The sequence below is a fragment of the Longimicrobium sp. genome, from assembly GCA_036389795.1.
Taxonomy (GTDB): domain Bacteria; phylum Gemmatimonadota; class Gemmatimonadetes; order Longimicrobiales; family Longimicrobiaceae; genus Longimicrobium.
The window spans coordinates 1-14,847 of sequence record DASVWD010000033.1 but is presented as its reverse complement, the minus strand read 5'-3'; the positions used below and the strand labels follow the sequence as shown (position 1 = coordinate 14,847).

General features: G+C 71.2%; 9 protein-coding genes and 19 tRNA genes. 5 read left to right on the top strand and 23 right to left on the bottom strand.

What is annotated here, in order from left to right; all coding sequences use genetic code 11:
* Positions 1 to 63: 63 nt before the first annotated feature.
* From VF746_04150 to VF746_04055, 20 genes are all read right to left on the bottom strand, one after another.
* Positions 64 to 146: transfer RNA gene (locus tag VF746_04150), tRNA-Ser, on the bottom strand.
* 13 nt (positions 147 to 159) lie between these two features.
* Positions 160 to 233, bottom strand: a tRNA-Pro gene (locus VF746_04145).
* 29 nt (positions 234 to 262) lie between these two features.
* Positions 263 to 348: transfer RNA gene (locus tag VF746_04140), tRNA-Ser, on the bottom strand.
* Positions 349 to 357: 9 nt separating this feature from the next.
* Positions 358 to 444 (bottom strand) — tRNA-Ser (locus VF746_04135).
* A 14-nt stretch (positions 445 to 458) separates the two neighbouring features.
* Positions 459 to 531 (bottom strand) — tRNA-Gln (locus VF746_04130).
* A gap of 8 nt (positions 532 to 539) precedes the next feature.
* A tRNA-Gly gene (locus VF746_04125) sits at positions 540 to 612 on the bottom strand.
* Positions 613 to 656: 44 nt separating this feature from the next.
* Positions 657 to 728, bottom strand: a tRNA-Thr gene (locus tag VF746_04120).
* 5 nt (positions 729 to 733) lie between these two features.
* A tRNA-Ala gene (locus VF746_04115) sits at positions 734 to 806 on the bottom strand.
* A 101-nt stretch (positions 807 to 907) separates the two neighbouring features.
* Positions 908 to 981 (bottom strand) — tRNA-Val (locus VF746_04110).
* Between the two features lie 12 nt (positions 982 to 993).
* Positions 994 to 1,077, bottom strand: a tRNA-Tyr gene (locus VF746_04105).
* A gap of 24 nt (positions 1,078 to 1,101) precedes the next feature.
* Positions 1,102 to 1,174 (bottom strand) — tRNA-Ala (locus tag VF746_04100).
* A 48-nt stretch (positions 1,175 to 1,222) separates the two neighbouring features.
* Positions 1,223 to 1,296 (bottom strand) — tRNA-Asp (locus VF746_04095).
* Between the two features lie 37 nt (positions 1,297 to 1,333).
* Positions 1,334 to 1,406, bottom strand: a tRNA-Gly gene (locus tag VF746_04090).
* 27 nt (positions 1,407 to 1,433) lie between these two features.
* Positions 1,434 to 1,505 (bottom strand) — tRNA-Glu (locus VF746_04085).
* Positions 1,506 to 1,520: 15 nt separating this feature from the next.
* Positions 1,521 to 1,593, bottom strand: a tRNA-Thr gene (locus tag VF746_04080).
* 34 nt (positions 1,594 to 1,627) lie between these two features.
* Positions 1,628 to 1,700: transfer RNA gene (locus VF746_04075), tRNA-Glu, on the bottom strand.
* A 21-nt stretch (positions 1,701 to 1,721) separates the two neighbouring features.
* Positions 1,722 to 1,794, bottom strand: a tRNA-Trp gene (locus VF746_04070).
* 11 nt (positions 1,795 to 1,805) lie between these two features.
* A tRNA-Phe gene (locus VF746_04065) sits at positions 1,806 to 1,878 on the bottom strand.
* Positions 1,879 to 1,927: 49 nt separating this feature from the next.
* Positions 1,928 to 2,001, bottom strand: a tRNA-Met gene (locus tag VF746_04060).
* A 337-nt stretch (positions 2,002 to 2,338) separates the two neighbouring features.
* Complete coding sequence (locus VF746_04055) at positions 2,339 to 5,131, bottom strand: M14 family zinc carboxypeptidase (protein HEX8691591.1); 2,793 nt, start codon at positions 5,129 to 5,131, stop codon at positions 2,339 to 2,341.
* Between the two features lie 360 nt (positions 5,132 to 5,491).
* Between VF746_04055 and VF746_04050 the strand changes: the two genes are divergently transcribed.
* The 5 genes from VF746_04050 to VF746_04030 all read left to right on the top strand — a co-directional run bounded on the left by VF746_04050 (position 5,492) and on the right by VF746_04030 (position 11,427).
* The gene (locus tag VF746_04050) at positions 5,492 to 5,758 is read left to right on the top strand and encodes a DUF2442 domain-containing protein (GenBank protein HEX8691590.1); all 267 of its coding nucleotides are present in this window, start codon (positions 5,492 to 5,494) and stop codon (positions 5,756 to 5,758) included.
* Between the two features lie 358 nt (positions 5,759 to 6,116).
* A complete protein-coding gene (locus tag VF746_04045) occupies positions 6,117 to 8,252 on the top strand; it encodes a prolyl oligopeptidase family serine peptidase (GenBank protein HEX8691589.1) in 2,136 nt (711 codons plus the stop codon).
* 166 nt (positions 8,253 to 8,418) lie between these two features.
* Positions 8,419 to 9,351 (top strand): lipid A deacylase LpxR family protein, encoded by a 933-nt coding sequence (locus VF746_04040; protein HEX8691588.1) that lies wholly within the window; start codon positions 8,419 to 8,421, stop codon positions 9,349 to 9,351.
* A gap of 216 nt (positions 9,352 to 9,567) precedes the next feature.
* Positions 9,568 to 10,347 carry a hypothetical protein gene (locus VF746_04035; GenBank protein HEX8691587.1) on the top strand — a complete coding sequence of 260 codons (780 nt, stop codon included), beginning with the start codon at positions 9,568 to 9,570 and terminating at the stop codon, positions 10,345 to 10,347.
* Between the two features lie 141 nt (positions 10,348 to 10,488).
* Entirely contained in the window at positions 10,489 to 11,427 is a 939-nt protein-coding gene (locus VF746_04030; GenBank protein HEX8691586.1) for a DUF4157 domain-containing protein, read from the top strand.
* Positions 11,428 to 11,543: 116 nt separating this feature from the next.
* Here VF746_04030 and VF746_04025 read toward each other — a convergent pair whose 3' ends face one another.
* From VF746_04025 to VF746_04015, 3 genes are all read right to left on the bottom strand, one after another.
* Positions 11,544 to 12,149 carry a hypothetical protein gene (locus tag VF746_04025; GenBank protein HEX8691585.1) on the bottom strand — a complete coding sequence of 202 codons (606 nt, stop codon included), beginning with the start codon at positions 12,147 to 12,149 and terminating at the stop codon, positions 11,544 to 11,546.
* Positions 12,150 to 12,356: 207 nt separating this feature from the next.
* A complete protein-coding gene (locus VF746_04020; protein ID HEX8691584.1) occupies positions 12,357 to 13,022 on the bottom strand; it encodes an HAD family hydrolase in 666 nt (221 codons plus the stop codon).
* The gene (locus VF746_04015) at positions 13,019 to 14,566 is read right to left on the bottom strand and encodes an FAD-dependent oxidoreductase (protein HEX8691583.1); all 1,548 of its coding nucleotides are present in this window, start codon (positions 14,564 to 14,566) and stop codon (positions 13,019 to 13,021) included. The genes VF746_04020 and VF746_04015 overlap by 4 nt, the downstream gene beginning before the upstream one ends.
* Between the last annotated feature and the right edge of the window lie 281 nt (positions 14,567 to 14,847).

The window sequence follows — 14,847 nt, the reverse complement described above, 5'->3', positions numbered from 1 at the left end:
CGAAAAACGGCCCTGCCACCCGCAAGGGGCGACAGGGCCGTTTCTTTCGTTGCACCAGAACAGCGGAGGCGGAGGGACTCGAACCCCCAAGGGCTTGCGCCCGCCGCATTTCGAGTGCGGTGCCTTACCAGTTAGACTACGCCTCCAGTCCGACTACAGTCGGGACGGCCGGATTTGAACCGGCGACCCCTCGCTCCCGAAGCGAGTGCTCTACCGGGCTGAGCCACGTCCCGAAACCAAACCAGCCCTGTACTTCCTCGAGCGGACCGGGTGGGATTCGAACCCACGAGGGCTGTTAACCCCACACGATTTCCAATCGTGCTCCTTAAGCCGCTCGGACACCGGTCCTCGGTGCTACGGAGAGGGCGGGATTCGAACCCGCGTCTGCCTTTTGGGCAGGACGGTTTAGCAAACCGTTGGTTTTAGCCACTCACCCACCTCTCCAAACCGAACCGCAGTTGCCCCCCCAGGGCTCGAACCTGGACTTTCCTGATCCAGAGTCAGGCGTGTTGCCAATTACACCAGGGGGCAATCACTAGAGCGGGAGACGGGGCTCGAACCCGCGACCCTCAGCTTGGGAAGCTGATGCTCTGCCAACTGAGCTACTCCCGCGTTCCGGACTGGCAAATCTAGCGCGTCCGCCGCCGTTTGACCAGAGCCACCGGTCGGATTTGAACCGACGACCGCTCGATTACGAATCGAGTGCTCTACCCCTGAGCTACGGTGGCGCGAGTGGAGCCGAGGGGAATCGAACCCCTGACCTCTGCAGTGCGATTGCAGCGCTCTCCCAGCTGAGCTACGGCCCCAAGAACCCCAGGGTACAGGGGATAGGTTACAGGGTACAGCCCTCACGGCACGGTGCAGTTCGCAGGCTGTCCCCTGTTCCCTCTCACCTGTTCCCTTGCAGTGGGCGGTACAAGACTCGAACTTGTGACCTCCACGATGTCAACGTGGCGCTCTAACCAACTGAGCTAACCGCCCGGCCTCTCGAAGTGGTGGGGGTAGGATTCGAACCTACGTAGGGCTGTGCCCGGCAGATTTACAGTCTGCTGCCATTAGCCACTCGGCCACCCCACCTCGTCCCTGTGCTGTCGTCGCGAATGGAGCCGAGGGGAATCGAACCCCTGACCTCTTGAATGCCATTCAAGCGCTCTCCCAACTGAGCTACGGCCCCGACGTGCGTCGTACCCGAATTTTCAAACATGCCGCGGTTTCCCGCGAGCGGGGCCGACGGGACTCGAACCCGCGACCTCCGGAGTGACAGTCCGGCACTCTAACCGACTGAGCTACGGCCCCGTGTTTTCCGGAAGCTGGTCTTCCGGTCCTCTCCGAGAGCGGGCAACCGGGCTCGAACCGGCGACCTCAACCTTGGCAAGGTTGCGCTCTACCAACTGAGCTATGCCCGCGAACCTTCGGGATCATTCCCCGTCAGGCGCTCCCACGGGGAATCGAACCCCGCTCTCCACCTTGAAAGAGTGGCGTCCTAACCGATAGACGATGGGAGCAACTCTTTCACCTCAAGCTCGCGATGGGACTCGAACCCATGACCTCTTCCTTACCAAGGAAGTGCTCTGCCGGCTGAGCTACGCGAGCACCCGTTCAACCACGGGCCGGTCCCAGGCTACAGTACCGCTACGGGGAATCGAACCCCGGTTTCCGCCGTGAGAGGGCGGCGTCCTAGGCCTCTAGACGATAGCGGCGTCAAGACCTCACGATCGCAGCAGGACAGGAGGGACTCGAACCCCCAACCGCCGGTTTTGGAGACCGGTGCTCTACCAATTGAGCTACTGTCCTACACGCTCAGATGGCCAGGGAGGGAGTCGAACCCCCGACACCACGATTTTCAGTCGTGTGCTCTACCAACTGAGCTACCTGGCCCTGCTCCCCCAACAAAAAGCCGCCCGGCTGCGGCGGCGGGGTTGGGGCATAGCGGGGGCGGGATTCGAACCCGCGACCTTCGGGTTATGAGCCCGACGAGCTACCAGGCTGCTCCACCCCGCGACAAGGACACTGAATTTAACCGGCCCCTCCCGCCGCGTCAAGCCCCGTTCCCGGCTTTCGCGCCAGGGCCAGGCGCCCGCCGGAACGCCCTCCCGGCCGCCGGCCGAGCCCGTTCCCGCGCAGGCCGTAAATATACGAATCCCAACCAGTTACGCAAGGCCCTCCCGAGGAGTTTTTCGGGAGGAGCGATCGCCTTGCCGCGACTGGCCGGGAGGCCCCCTCCCCGCGCGACCCTCGGCTGCTCGTTCCTCGCAGCCAGAGGGCGCGCTCCCTCCCCCGCTGCGCGGTGGAGGGGGTGGGCGAAAGGTTTTTCGGCCCTGGCCCGCTCCTCGCCCGCTCAGTGAATCGTGAGATCGTCGTCCGTGGCGGCGGCGGCGCGGCCGGGGGCGGGCAGGCCCACGCGCAGGTCGTTCCAGTTGAGCAGCGCGTTCCAGACGAAGGCGAAGTTGCCGTGGTTCTGGAAGCGGTGCAGCGGGTCGAAGCCGAAGAGCACCACCGTCCCCCGCCCCGCCGGGACCACCACGGCCGCGGGCTGCTCGGCCAGCTCGTTCGGCGCGCGCACCAGGCCGCTCAGCGAGACCGAGTCGGCCTTCGCGTAGCGCAGCACGGCGCGGCCCTTCACCCGGTCGGGGAGGGTGAAGTAGGGGCCGAACTGGTGGTAGAGCGGCATGGCGGCGTCGTAGCCGTACGTGATCGGGCTCTTCGCCTGGGCCACGCGGCCGCGCACGATGGAGCCGGGGACGAAGAGGTTCCTCGGCTGGCTGGTGGAGACGTCGCGCACCAGCCCCATCTCCACGGGGAGCCCGCTGGCCGAGCCCAGGGCGACCAGCGTGCCGCCCGCCTCCACGAAGTCGCGCAGCGCGGCCAGCCCCTCGAACCCCATCCCGCCGGTGACGTCGCGGGTGGAGTCGGGGCTCCCGAGCGCCGGGAACGAGTCGCTCTTCACGTAGTCCAGCCGCCCGAAGCGCGGGTCGATCCCGGCGAAGATGGTGCGGCCCGTGGCGCGGCTCCCCTGCGCGGGGAAGAGGATGACGTCGAAGCGCTCCCGCAGCCGCCCCTGCCGCAGCCGGTCCTCGCCCAGGTAGGTGTAGGGCAGCCCCATGCGGTCCAGCGCGTAGCGCGTCCACCCGTCGTCCTGGGTGTAGCGCCAGGTGTGCAGCACGGCCACGCGCGGCAGGTCCAGCTCGTGGCGGGCCGCGCCGCGCAGCGCCGGGTCGCCCACGCCCACGGCCTCGAGCCCGAAGTCGCGCACCCAGCCGGCCACGCGCGCGTCGCCCGCGGAGGCCGGGACCACCCAGGTGCCGGGCGCCCAGGCGCGGCCGGCGGCGCGCAAGCTGTCCTCCAGCGCCTCGACGCGCACGTCCCGGAGCGCCAGGCGGGCGGAGAGCGAGTGGGCCGAGGCGCGGGGGTCCACCAGGTACCAGGCGCCGCCGCGCACCGCCGAGCCGGGGACGCGCACCGAGTCGCGCACGGGCTCCATCGCCAGCCGCTGCACGGCGGCGTCGTCCACGGCCCTCGCCTCGACGTTGAACATGAGCGGGAAGGTCCACGCCACGTCGTCGTACGGGGCGGGCGCGTCGGCGGGGAAGCGCTGCACCTCCATCAGCGTCTGCACGAAGTTGCGGTACGGCTGGTCCATGCGCACCACGTAGTCGCCGCGGCGCACCTGCACGTCGCCGTACTTCGCGTCCGTCGTGGCGCGGTGCAGCTCGATCCCCTGGCGGCGCAGGAGGTTCAGCATGTAGGCGGCGTCGGCGCGGCGGGGCTGGGCGGCGGGGACCACCCAGGCGTACGGCTTCTCCGTCCGGCCGCGGCGGACGGCGTTGTTCGACTTGGTCCAGAACTGCTCCAGCACGCGGCGGCGGTTCTGCGCCACCAGGTGCAGGGCGTGGAGGACGCCGGTCTCCATGTAGTTGGTGTTGTTGCGCAGCGACCACAGGGTCTCGGCGCGCGGGGGGCTGGGGCGGTACCACTCGACGGAGGTCTGCTCGCGCACGGTGCGCTTCATGGTGTTGGGGTTGGAGCTGCCGAAGGTCTCGTAGAAGCGCCCCATGGCGTTGCGGGTGTTGGTGACCCACAGCAGGTAGCCGGGATACCACCCGTCGTAGAAGCCGTGCGTCCACACGCCGGGCATCCCGTGCGCGGTGAGCGCGGTGACCTCGAAGTTGGCCAGCCACTGCCACTCGCCCACGGTGATGGGATCGACGGTGGGGTTGTACGGGCCCGTCCCGGTGGACGTGTAGAGGTAGGGCACCGACTCGTGCAGGTCGTGCCCCACGGGGTAGTGCCAGTCGAGGAAGAGCTTCACCAGCTCCTGGGTGAGGCGGGCGGAGAGCTGCAGCCCGTCGCGGTTGTTGTCGTGGAAGATGTAGCGCCCCCAGTACGGCGGCCCCAGGCGGTCATCTTCGTCGAAGACGTCGCGGCCGTGCCTGCGCAGCCAGTCGACCACGCGGTTGCGCCCGTCGGGCTCGGCCACGGGGACGATGAACACCACCACGCTGTCGCGGACGGTGCGCACCAGCGGGTCGTCGGAGACGGCCAGGCGGTAGGCCAGCTCCATCAGCATCTCCGGGGGTCCCGTCTCGGCGGAATGGAGCCCGCCGTAAAGGGTGTAGACGACGGGGAGGGCGTCGACCAGCCGGCGGGCCTCGGCGCTGTCGGTGCCGCGCGGGTCGGCCAGGCGGGCGAGCCCGGCGCGGATCTCCTCCAGCCGGCCCAGGTTGCGCTCGCTGCCGACCTGCACCAGCGCCAGCCGGTTCCCCTCCTCGGTCTCGCCCAGCCGCTGGAAGCGCACCCGCGGGGTGGAGGCGGCCAGCGCCTGGTAGTAGCCGTAGAGCTCGTCGACGCGGTGCAGCACGCCGGGCTTGCCGACGGGATGCCCGAAGTGCCGCGTGGGGGAGACCACGGTGGGGCTGGCCGGGAGCCAGTCCACCAGCGGGGTGGTGTACTCGGGCATGGTGGTCCACGAGCGGATGAGCCGCGTGCTCGCGGTGTCGACCGGCTCGCCCCAGGCGGTGGCGGCGGGGATCGGCCGCGACGTCCACCAGTCGAAGGTCTGCGGGGGCTGCTGCGCCGCGAGCGCGGCCGGGAGCAGCGCCGCGAGCGCGGGGAGGACGGTGCGCGGTCTCATGGGCGGTCTCGGTCGAGGAGATCGGGGAGACGGGGTCCGGCGGGCAAACGGGTGTCGCGCATAATCGCGCGGGGGGCGGCGCGGGGCAAGGCGGGGTTTCTCCCCCGACCGTCGTCCCGCGGCTGCGCCGCGGGGGCCCTCTCCCCCGCGCGACCCCGGTCGCTCGTTCCTCACGACCAGGGGCCGCGCTCCCCTCTCCCAGACTGCGGGAGAGGGGAAACACCTCGGCGCTGCGCGCGACGGAGGATACTGCCAGCCGCGCATCATCTCATCGAACCAGCCGGAGTGCTTTCGGGCGACAACCTGCTTAAGATGCCCGATCTTCCTTTCGTCTCATGATCCTCATCACGAAGCCGTCTGATGCCTGGAACCACTTCGAGGGCTGAGGTCACCCACATCTCCCGGCACGGCTTCTGGATCCTGCTCGACGAGCGGGAACTGTTCCTGCCCTTCGACGAGTTCCCCTGGTTCGCCCGCGCGCCCGTGGGAGCGATCCTCAACGTCGAGCGCCCGCAGCCGCACTACCTCCGCTGGCCGGACCTGGACGTGGACCTGGAGGTGGACTCGATCGAGCACCCCGAGCGCTACCCGCTGCGCGCCGCCGGGAGCCCCTCACCCCGCGCGTGACCCGTCCGCGAAACAGCCTCGCGGACGGACAGCACGCGACCCTCTCCCGAACATCAGGAGAGGGTGAATACCTCGGCGCTTCGCGCGACGAAACCCCGCGTGAGGGATGCGCGCCCGACAGGGCCGGGACGCCGCCGCCACAGGGGTATCGTGGTGGCGGTGGCCCGGCGCCGTTGGGCACGGTCGTATCGTGCCCTACGGCGCGCGCAGCCCGGCCCGGAGCGCAGCGGAGGGACACGCCCAACATCGTAGTTCGCCGTTCGTGGCGCCGAACCGGGACGCTTGCCCGCCCGGCGGCTCCATGCGTATCCTATCTTCCCATTCCTCATCCGTTTGTCTTCCGCAGGAGCCCCGACCCATGCGCCCGATCGCACGCTCCGCCCTGGTCCTGCTGCTGGCGCTGCCGGCGGCGCTGGACGCCCAGCGCATCGAGTATCCCCAGACCCGGCGGGTGGACCAGGCCGACGACTACCACGGCACGACGGTCGCCGACCCCTACCGCTGGCTGGAGGACACCGACGCGCCCGAGACGCGCGCCTGGATCGAGGCCCAGAACCGCATCACCGACCGGTACCTCTCCGCCATCCCCGAGCGCGAGGCGATCCGGCGGCGGCTCACCGAGCTGTGGAACTCCCCCCGCTGGACGCCGCCCACGAAGCGGGGCGGGCGCTACTTCTTCTTCAAGAACGACGGGCTGCAGAACCAGAGCGTGCTGTACATGACGCCCTCGCTCGGCGCGGAGCCGCGCGTGGTGCTGGACCCCAACACGCTCTCGCCCGACGGCACGGTGGCGCTCTCCACCACCCAGTTCTCGGAGGACGGGCGGCTGCTGGCGTACGCCACCTCGTCGGGGGGCTCGGACTGGCAGGAGTTCCACGTGCGCGAGGTGGACACGGGACGCGACCTGCCCGACCACCTGAAGTGGGTGAAGTTCTCCGGCGCGACCTGGACGCACGACAACGCGGGCTTCTTCTACAGCCGCTACCAGCAGCCGGAGGGGAACGCGCTCACCGCCCGGGTGCGCAACCAGAAGCTCTACTACCACCGGGTGGGGACGCCGCAGGAGCAGGACGTGCTGGTGTACGAGTTCCCCGCCGAGCCCGACGTGCTCTTCACCCCGCGGGTGACGGAGGACGGGCGCTACCTGACGGTGAGGATCGGACGCGGCACCGACGAGCGCGGGCGGGTGCACGTGCTGGACCTGGGCGACCCGGCGCGCCCGCGCGTGCAGGGGACGTTCGTGAAGATGCTGGACGCGGCCGACGCGGCGTACGTCTGCTTCGGCAACGACGGGCCGGTCTTCTACTGCAGCACCGACAACCAGGCGCCGCGCCGGCGCATCATCGCCGTGGACCTGCGCGACCCGGCCCCGGAGCGCTGGCGCACCGTGATCCCCCAGGGCCCGGACGCCGTGCAGGGGGTGCAGCGGGTGAACGGGCAGTTCGTGGTGCACGTGCTGCACGACGCGTCGTCGCGGCTGCGCATCCACGGCGCCGACGGGGCGCTGGTGCGCGAGGTGGAGCTCCCCGGGCTCGGCTCGCTGGGGGGGATCAGCGGGCGCGTGCGCGACCGGGAGATGTTCTTCCTCTACAACTCGTACCTCGCCGCGCCCACCGTCTTCCGCTACGACTTCGCCACCGGGCGCGCGGAGCCGCTCTGGGCGCCGCGCACCGGCTTCGACGCCAGCCGCTACGAGACGCGGCAGGTGTTCTACACCAGCAAGGACGGCACGCGGGTGCCCATGTTCATCACCCACCGCAAGGGGATGGCGCTCGACGGGAACAACCCCACGCTGCTGTACGGCTACGGCGGCTTCAACTCGCCGGTGCTCCCCGGCTACTCGTCGGTGGTGTCGGTGTGGCTGGAGATGGGCGGCGTGTACGCGGTGGCCAACCTGCGCGGCGGCTCGGAGTACGGCGAGGAGTGGCACCGCGGGGGGATGCTGGACAAGAAGCAGAACGTCTTCGACGACTTCATCGCCGCGGCCGAGTACCTGGTGCGCGAGCGCTACACCTCGCCGCGCAGGCTGGCGATCTCGGGCGGCTCCAACGGCGGGCTGCTGGTGGGGGCGGTGCTCAACCAGCGGCCGGACCTGTTCGGCGCGGCGCTGCCGGCGGTGGGGGTGATGGACATGCTGCGCTTCCACAAGTTCACCATCGGCTGGGCCTGGGTGTCGGACTACGGCTCGCCCGACGACCCGCAGCAGTTCCGGACGCTGTACGCCTACTCGCCGCTGCACAACATCCGCGCGGGGACGCGCTACCCGGCCGTGCTGGTGACCACGGGCGACCACGACGACCGCGTGGTCCCCGGGCACTCGTTCAAGTACACGGCGGCGCTGCAGGCCGCGCAAGTCGGCGACGCCCCGGTGCTGATCCGCGTGGAGACGCGCGCCGGCCACGGCGCCGGCAAGCCCACGCAGATGCAGATCGAGGAGGCGGCGGACCGCTGGGCGTTCCTGGTGAAGGCGCTGGGGATGAGGGTGGAGATGTGAGGGGAAGTGCGTGAGTGCGGGAGTGCGAAAGTGCGAAAGTGCGAAAGTACGTGCGCGCCCGAACGCTGTCATCCCGAGGGGGCGCGGTAGCGACCCGACGGATCTACCCGCCCCCGCTGGTGGGTCGCTCTCCGCGCGGAGCCCGGTGGGCGCCTGAGTTGCCGACGTGACGATTCGTCGCTGGACGACCTGCGCGGCCGCCGTCCTGGTGCTGGGGACGGCGGCCGCGCGCGCCGAGGGGCAGGTCGCGGTGACGGTCGACAACGACCTGCTCGGCCCCCGCGGGCCGGACGACCCGCCGCCGGACTACGAGTACACGCACGGGATGCGCGTCTCCTGGACGGCGCGCGAGCGGGAGACGGCGGACGGCGGGCGGCGGCGGGTGCGCTGGGAGGTGGGGCAGCGGATCTTCACGCCGCGTCACGACGCGCCGGAGCCGCTCCCGGGCGAGCGGCCGTACGCCGGCTGGCTCTCCGCGTCGGCGGCGGTCGAATACGCGCGGCCGGGGCGGACGCGCTCGCTGGGCGTGGAGCTGGGCGTCACCGGCCCGCCGTCGCTCGCGGGGACGGTGCAGAACGGGCTGCATCGCCTGGCCGGGTACCAGCGGCAGCTCGGCTGGGAGCACCAGCTCGCCTTCGAGCCGGGGATCGTGCTGCGCTACGACGAGCGCCGCGCCTGGGCCGCCCGCGGCGAGCGCTTCTCCGCGGCGGTGGAGCCCCGCTGGGGTGCCATGGCGGGCAACGTGTGGACGCTGGCCCACGCCGGCGCGCGGGCGAGCGCCGGCTGGCGCGCGCTCCCGGGCGACGTCACCCCGGACGGATCGGCGGCGGACGGGGGAAGGACGGGCGTCTACGCGCTCGCCGGGGTGCGGCAGGAGTGGGTGCTGCGCGACCTCTTCCTCGACGGCAGCACCTTCCGCGACGGGCCGAGCGTCGGCAAGCGCCCCTTCGTCCCCGAGGCCGAGCTGGGGGTGGGCGTGCGCGTCCGCCGCTTCGAGCTGCGATACCGCGCCGTCTTCCGCGGCCGCGAGTACCGCACCCAGGACGAGCCCCACCGCTACGGCTCCGTCACGCTGACGGTGCATCCGAGCGCGGATTAGCGCGGCGATCGACCCGGCCCTGGAAATGTCCGCCGCCTCGCCGGCGGGGGAGACGAGAGGCGCGGCGGCGTGCGAAAAATTCGTTCCTCTCCGGCTGTCCATCATATAGATTGAGTGCCTCGGCCGGCGCGGCTCGTGGTCCACCACCCGGATCGGGCCGGCCCACCCCTCGAAACGTCCCCCGTCTTCCTCCACGCGGTCCAAAAGGAAGGCACCATGTTCCCGTCGTTCAGGCACACGGCAGGGCCGAGGTTCTGGCGCGACCTCCGGGACTGGACGCAGGTCAGCGCCATCGCCTTCGCGGCCTTCTTCGGCATCTACACCTTCTGGTACACGGACATCATCGGCCCCGCCCGGCTCCCGGCGGCGCTGGTGGTGGTCCCGCGGCTGGAGGAGATCGGCCGCTTCGGCGACACCGCCGTGGTGCGCGCCACCTTCCAAATCGCCAACCAGAGCCAGTCGAACGTGTGGGTCCCCGCGATGTGGTACCGGGTGACCGGGATGCGCTTCGCCCCGCAGGACGCCTCCAGCCCCTGGGTGCGCTACTCCGCGGCGGGGCGCGAGGAGCACCGCGCCCGCTACTCGCGCCTGGAGCGGCAGGCGCTCGTGGCCTCGGGGCGCCTGTTCGAGCACCGCACCAACCGGTTCCAGCCCGGCGGGCAGTCGCAGCTCGAAGAGGTGTTCCTGGTGCCGATCTGCGAGTACGACGTGGTCCGCCTGCAGGTGGACTACGCCCAGTTCCGCAACGTCGAGGGGCTGCAGGAGATCGGGTGGGAGACCAAAGGCGAGGAGACCATCGCGCCCACCTTCACCGTGTCGAACTGGCGGGGGAAGCCGGAGCGGCTGAAGGGGGAGCGCTACAAGGAGTGGAAGAAGGCGCACGGAGCGGCGTTCAACTATACGCTCGCCAGCCTGCCGCTGCGCAGCGCGGTGCGCGCGCCGACGGCCCCGCCGGTGAACTGCGGCGCCGCCCCGGAGCGGGCCGCGCAGCCGTAGCCGCACCGCACCGCCGTCGATCCCAGGGCCCGCCACGACGCCGCCTTCCCGGCGGCTGACCCGGGCCGCTATACTTGTCTCCCGATGCGGACCGGTGGAAGCCGGACGCCCGCCCCGGGACCGTCAGGAAGGATCTCGTCTATGTGGGCTTTCGCGAAGCGTGGCGACACCGGCGCCTCCACGTCGGCCGCTCCGCCGCCCCGGCAGGGCGGGCATGCCGCGGCCGAGCGCGCGCGCTCGGTGATGGCGGCACCGGGGCGTCCGATGGAGAGCGGCGTCCGGCGGCGGATGCAGGCGCACCTGGGGTACCCCCTGGGCGCGGTCCGCGTTCACGACGACGCGGAGGCCGCCCGGTCGGCGCGCGAGCTGGGGGCGCGCGCCTACACGGTGGGAGGGCACGTGGTGTTCGGGCCGGGACGCTACCGCCCGGAGACGCCGGACGGCTTCCGGCTGCTGGCGCACGAGCTGGCGCACGTGGTCCAGGCCGGCCAGGGAAGGATCGCGCCCGAGACGGAGGCCCCGCTCCGGCTGAGCCACCCGTCCGATCCGCTGGAGCGCGAGGCCGACCAGGTGGCCGAACGCGCCGCGGGCGGCGGAGGGCCGCGCCTCACCCCCGCCCAGGCGCTGGCGTTCCACGTTCCCGCGGGCCCCGGGCTCGCGGTGCAGCGCGCGCCCGAAGACGAAACGGCCACGCAGGCGGCGCCCGCGCCCGCCGACCAGGCCCAGCCCACGGGCGTGTTCGCCCAGACCCGCCCCGTCACCTCGTCGTTCGCGATCGCGAACGACCCGCTGGAGTACCACGAGACGCCGCGGTTCACGGTCGACGACGGCCGGGTGCGCGTGCAGATCCAGGCCGGCTGGGACCCTCCCTCGGCGGAGGGGCCGCGCGAGTACACGGTCATGCTCATGCAGTGGGGCGTCGTCACCGACAGCGTGCGCCGGGTGTTCATCGCCACGGTGGGGCGATCCGAGGTGGTCACCTGGACGGACCTGGAGAACGCCAGCTACTACGTGCGCGTCGTCCCGAAATTCAACGCGGCCACCAACTCCCGGCTCTCCGGCTCGATGACCATCACCTGAACACACCTGATGGACTCGATCCGGGAACGAAGCCGCCCGTGCCGAGAACGAGCACGGGCGGCTTTCCAGAGATCGGGAATGGGAGCGGGTCTGACATCGTGTCCCGCGCGCGATGCTCAGGTCAAAAACTTCCCCTCGGCCGCCAGCTCGTCGAGCAGGCGGCCGCGCTCGTTCTCCTCGCGTGCGGCGGCGAGGACGGCGGGGGTGGCGTGGTGGCGGGCGCCGCAGCGCGAGCAGGTGACGTAGGGCAGGTCCCACACCCGCTCCTCGCGCCAGCTCCCCGCGCAGTCCGCCAGCACGTGCCGGATGCCGCGCGCGTCCGCCGCGATCTCCTCCTCGTCGGCCAGGGTGTAGCGCTCCAGCCGCGGCTCGAAGTGGCACCCGAAGCAGGTGAACGTGTGCGGCAAGTCGATGCGCGCGCCGGGAGGGATGCGCAGGTGCCGCCCGCAGCGCGGGCAGAGCCCCGCGAACCAGCGCACCACGTACTTCCCCGTCCAGCTCCGGTACGCCAGCACCGCCCCGGTGACCAGCGCCAGCGCGGGCCAGGGATAGTGCGGCGGCACCGCGAACACCCACGGCGCAATGCCCCAGAAGAAAGCGAGGGAGAGGACGGTCTTGAGCAGGCGCCCGGGGAGCGGCTTGCGGACGAGCCCCACCCGGGCGGGCGCGGGGGGGTGCGCCCGGAGCACGAGGTGGACGGCGGGAACTTCGATGGGCCTCATCACGCACCTCCGGCGGATCTCCCCGTAACCTAACCCGCCCCGCTCCCCCGCGGCAGTCCCTGACGGCAGGGTACAGGGGACAGCCAGCAACCCCGCACCGGAAGCGTAAAGTCCACCCTCTCCCGAAGTTGGGAGAGGGTTGCCGCTCTAAGGCGGCGGGTGAGGGCCCCGCGCCGGAGCCTGCCTACGGGATCGGACCCTCCCCCCTCACCCCGCGAGCGGCGACTCGTCGTACCTCGCCAGCAGCTCCGCCGGGTCGTCGTAGATCGCCACCGCGCCCGCCAGGTCGTCGTCCTTCCACCACCCGCCGCAGCGCAGCGCCACGCACGGCACCCCCGCGCGCGTGGAAGCCTCCACGTCGTACGGCGTGTCGCCCAGCATCACCGCCTCGCCGGGCGCGCAGCCGGCGGAGTCGAGCGCCGCCTGCACGATGTCGGGCTCCGGCTTCGACTCCTCCGCGTCGGACGACGACGTCTTCGCCTCGATCAGGTCCGCGACTCCCGCCGCCTTGAGCAGCGCCCCCATGTCGTCCTTGCTGGCCGAGGTGGCGACCACCAGCTGGAGCCCGTCTCCCGTCATCCGCTCCAGCAGCTCGCGCGCGCCGGGGAAGGGGCGGCACGACGGCAGGTAGCGCTCGCGGAAGACCGCCCCCCGGCGCTCCTTGATCTCCTTCCCCCGCTCCGACTCCTCCGCGAAGCCGGTGAGCTCCGGCAGCACCTTGTCGCCCCCCATCCCGATCAGCGGGCGCACCTTCGCGAACGGCACCTGGATGCCGAACTCCGCGCAGGTGTCCACCCAGGCGTGCGCGTGGGCGTCGTTGGTGTCGATCAGCGTGCCGTCGATGTCCAGGATCGCCGCCTTCGGGCGGCTCATCCGGCCTTCTCCTCGTACGGCCTGAGCGGGGAGATCGCCGGCCCGTTCAGCACCTGGTCGCCCGTGGGCGAGAAGCGCGAGCCGTGGCAGGGGCAGTCCCAGCTCATCTCCTCGCTGTTCCACTGCACGATGCACCCCAGGTGCGTGCAGTTGGCCACGCGCTGGTGCAGCACCCCGTGCTCGTCGCGGTACGCCGCCACCTTGGTGAGCCCCTTCTGCAGGATGGCGCCGCTGCCGGAGGGGATCTCGTCGGCGCTCTTCACGTCGCCGCCGGTGGGGAGCAGGTCCTTGTACTGGAAGCCGACGTCGACGTTCTCCTCCAGCCACATCTTCACCGACTCCACCGAGAGCGTCTTCCGCTTCGGGTCGTACAGACTCTCCCACTCGTTCGGCCGGCCCAGCACCAGGTCCGAGATCAAGAGCCCCGCGATGGTGCCGTGCGTCATCCCCTGCCCGCTGTCGCCCGTGGCCACGTAGACGTTCTCCAGCCCCGCCGGGTCGCGCCCGATGAAGCCCAGGTAGTCCACCGGCTCCAGCACCTGGCCGGACCAGCGCAGGTCGAACGCCTCCACCATCGGGAAGTGCTCCTTCGTCCACGCCTCCAGCCGGGCGTAGCGCTCGTCCGCGTCGTCGTGGTGCCCCGTCTTGTGGTCCTCGCCGCCCACGATCAGCCACTCGTGCCCCGGGTCGCCGTCGATCCGCTGCGTGCGGATGTAGTGGTACGGGTCCAGGGTGTCCCACAGCAGCACGTGCGGCACGCTCCCGGCCGGGATGCGCCCGGCGACGACGAAGGTGCGGTAGGGCGCCTGCTTGGTGTGGATCGCCACGAAGTCGCTGACCGGCGTGTTGGTGGCGACGACGACGGCGCCCGCCGAGACCGAGAACCCCTCGCCCGAGACCCGCGGCCGCTCGCCCCCTTCGACCTTGTCGACGTGGTTCCCCGTGTGGATGCGCCCCCCGTCGCGCTGGATGCAGCGCACCAGGCCGTCCAGGTACTTGAGCACGTGGAACTGCCCCATGCGCGGAAAGCGCAGCCCCGGCCCCGAGTAGCCGGAGATGCCGGGGACGGACTCGACGACCTCCACGTCCGTGGCCCCCGCGCGGTGCGCCGCGTCGCGCTCCTTCTCCAGCCAGCCGCGCGCCTTCTTGGGATCGGGGATCCAGTAGCCGTCCACCCGCTCGAAGTCGCAGTCGATCCCCTCCTCGCGGGCGAAGCGCTCGATGGCGTCGATGGCCCCCTGGTGGCTCTCGCGGGCGATGCGCGCGCCGTCCTTGCCGTGCACCTTCTCCAGCACGTGGTAGTAGTCGTCCATGGCGCTGGTGAGGTGCGCGGTGGTCTGCCCCGTCTCGCCGCCGCCCACCGCGTTGTCGTCCAGCACGATCACGCTCCGGCCCGCCTTCGCCAGCAGGTAGGCCACGCTGATTCCCGCGATCCCCGCGCCGACCACACAGACGTCCACGCTCGCGTCGCCCTCCAGCCGGGGGAACTCCTGCTGCTCGCGCGTGGCCTCCCACACCGACACCGACCTCTCCGACGACTTCATCCGCCCCTCCCGGGTTGCCGCGTTCAATCCGACTCGCGCCCACTTCCCTGAGCGGAAGCGCGCGGACCGGACGCACCCTGCAAGCCGCGTGACAGCCTTCCGCACTTCGCACTTCGCACCCCGCACTTCGCACTGCCGTTTGGGCGTGTCCCTCCGCTGCGCTCCGGGCCGGGCTGCGCGCGCCGTAGGGCACGATACGACCGTGCCCAACGGCGCCGGGCCACCGCCGCCACGAAACCCCTGTGGCGGCGGCGTCCCGGCCCTGTCGGGCGCGCATCCCT

What these genes read in the sequence shown, in the direction of transcription:
- VF746_04055 (HEX8691591.1), bottom strand. Translation starts at nt 5,131, where the DNA reads ATGAGACCGCGCACCGTCCTCCCCGCGCTCGCGGCGCTGCTCCCGGCC.
- VF746_04050 (HEX8691590.1), top strand. Translation starts at nt 5,492, where the DNA reads ATGCCTGGAACCACTTCGAGGGCTGAGGTCACCCACATCTCCCGGCAC.
- VF746_04045 (HEX8691589.1), top strand. Translation starts at nt 6,117, where the DNA reads ATGCGCCCGATCGCACGCTCCGCCCTGGTCCTGCTGCTGGCGCTGCCG.
- VF746_04035 (HEX8691587.1), top strand. Translation starts at nt 9,568, where the DNA reads ATGTTCCCGTCGTTCAGGCACACGGCAGGGCCGAGGTTCTGGCGCGAC.
- VF746_04030 (HEX8691586.1), top strand. Translation starts at nt 10,489, where the DNA reads ATGTGGGCTTTCGCGAAGCGTGGCGACACCGGCGCCTCCACGTCGGCC.
- VF746_04025 (HEX8691585.1), bottom strand. Translation starts at nt 12,149, where the DNA reads ATGAGGCCCATCGAAGTTCCCGCCGTCCACCTCGTGCTCCGGGCGCAC.
- VF746_04020 (HEX8691584.1), bottom strand. Translation starts at nt 13,022, where the DNA reads ATGAGCCGCCCGAAGGCGGCGATCCTGGACATCGACGGCACGCTGATC.
- VF746_04015 (HEX8691583.1), bottom strand. Translation starts at nt 14,566, where the DNA reads ATGAAGTCGTCGGAGAGGTCGGTGTCGGTGTGGGAGGCCACGCGCGAG.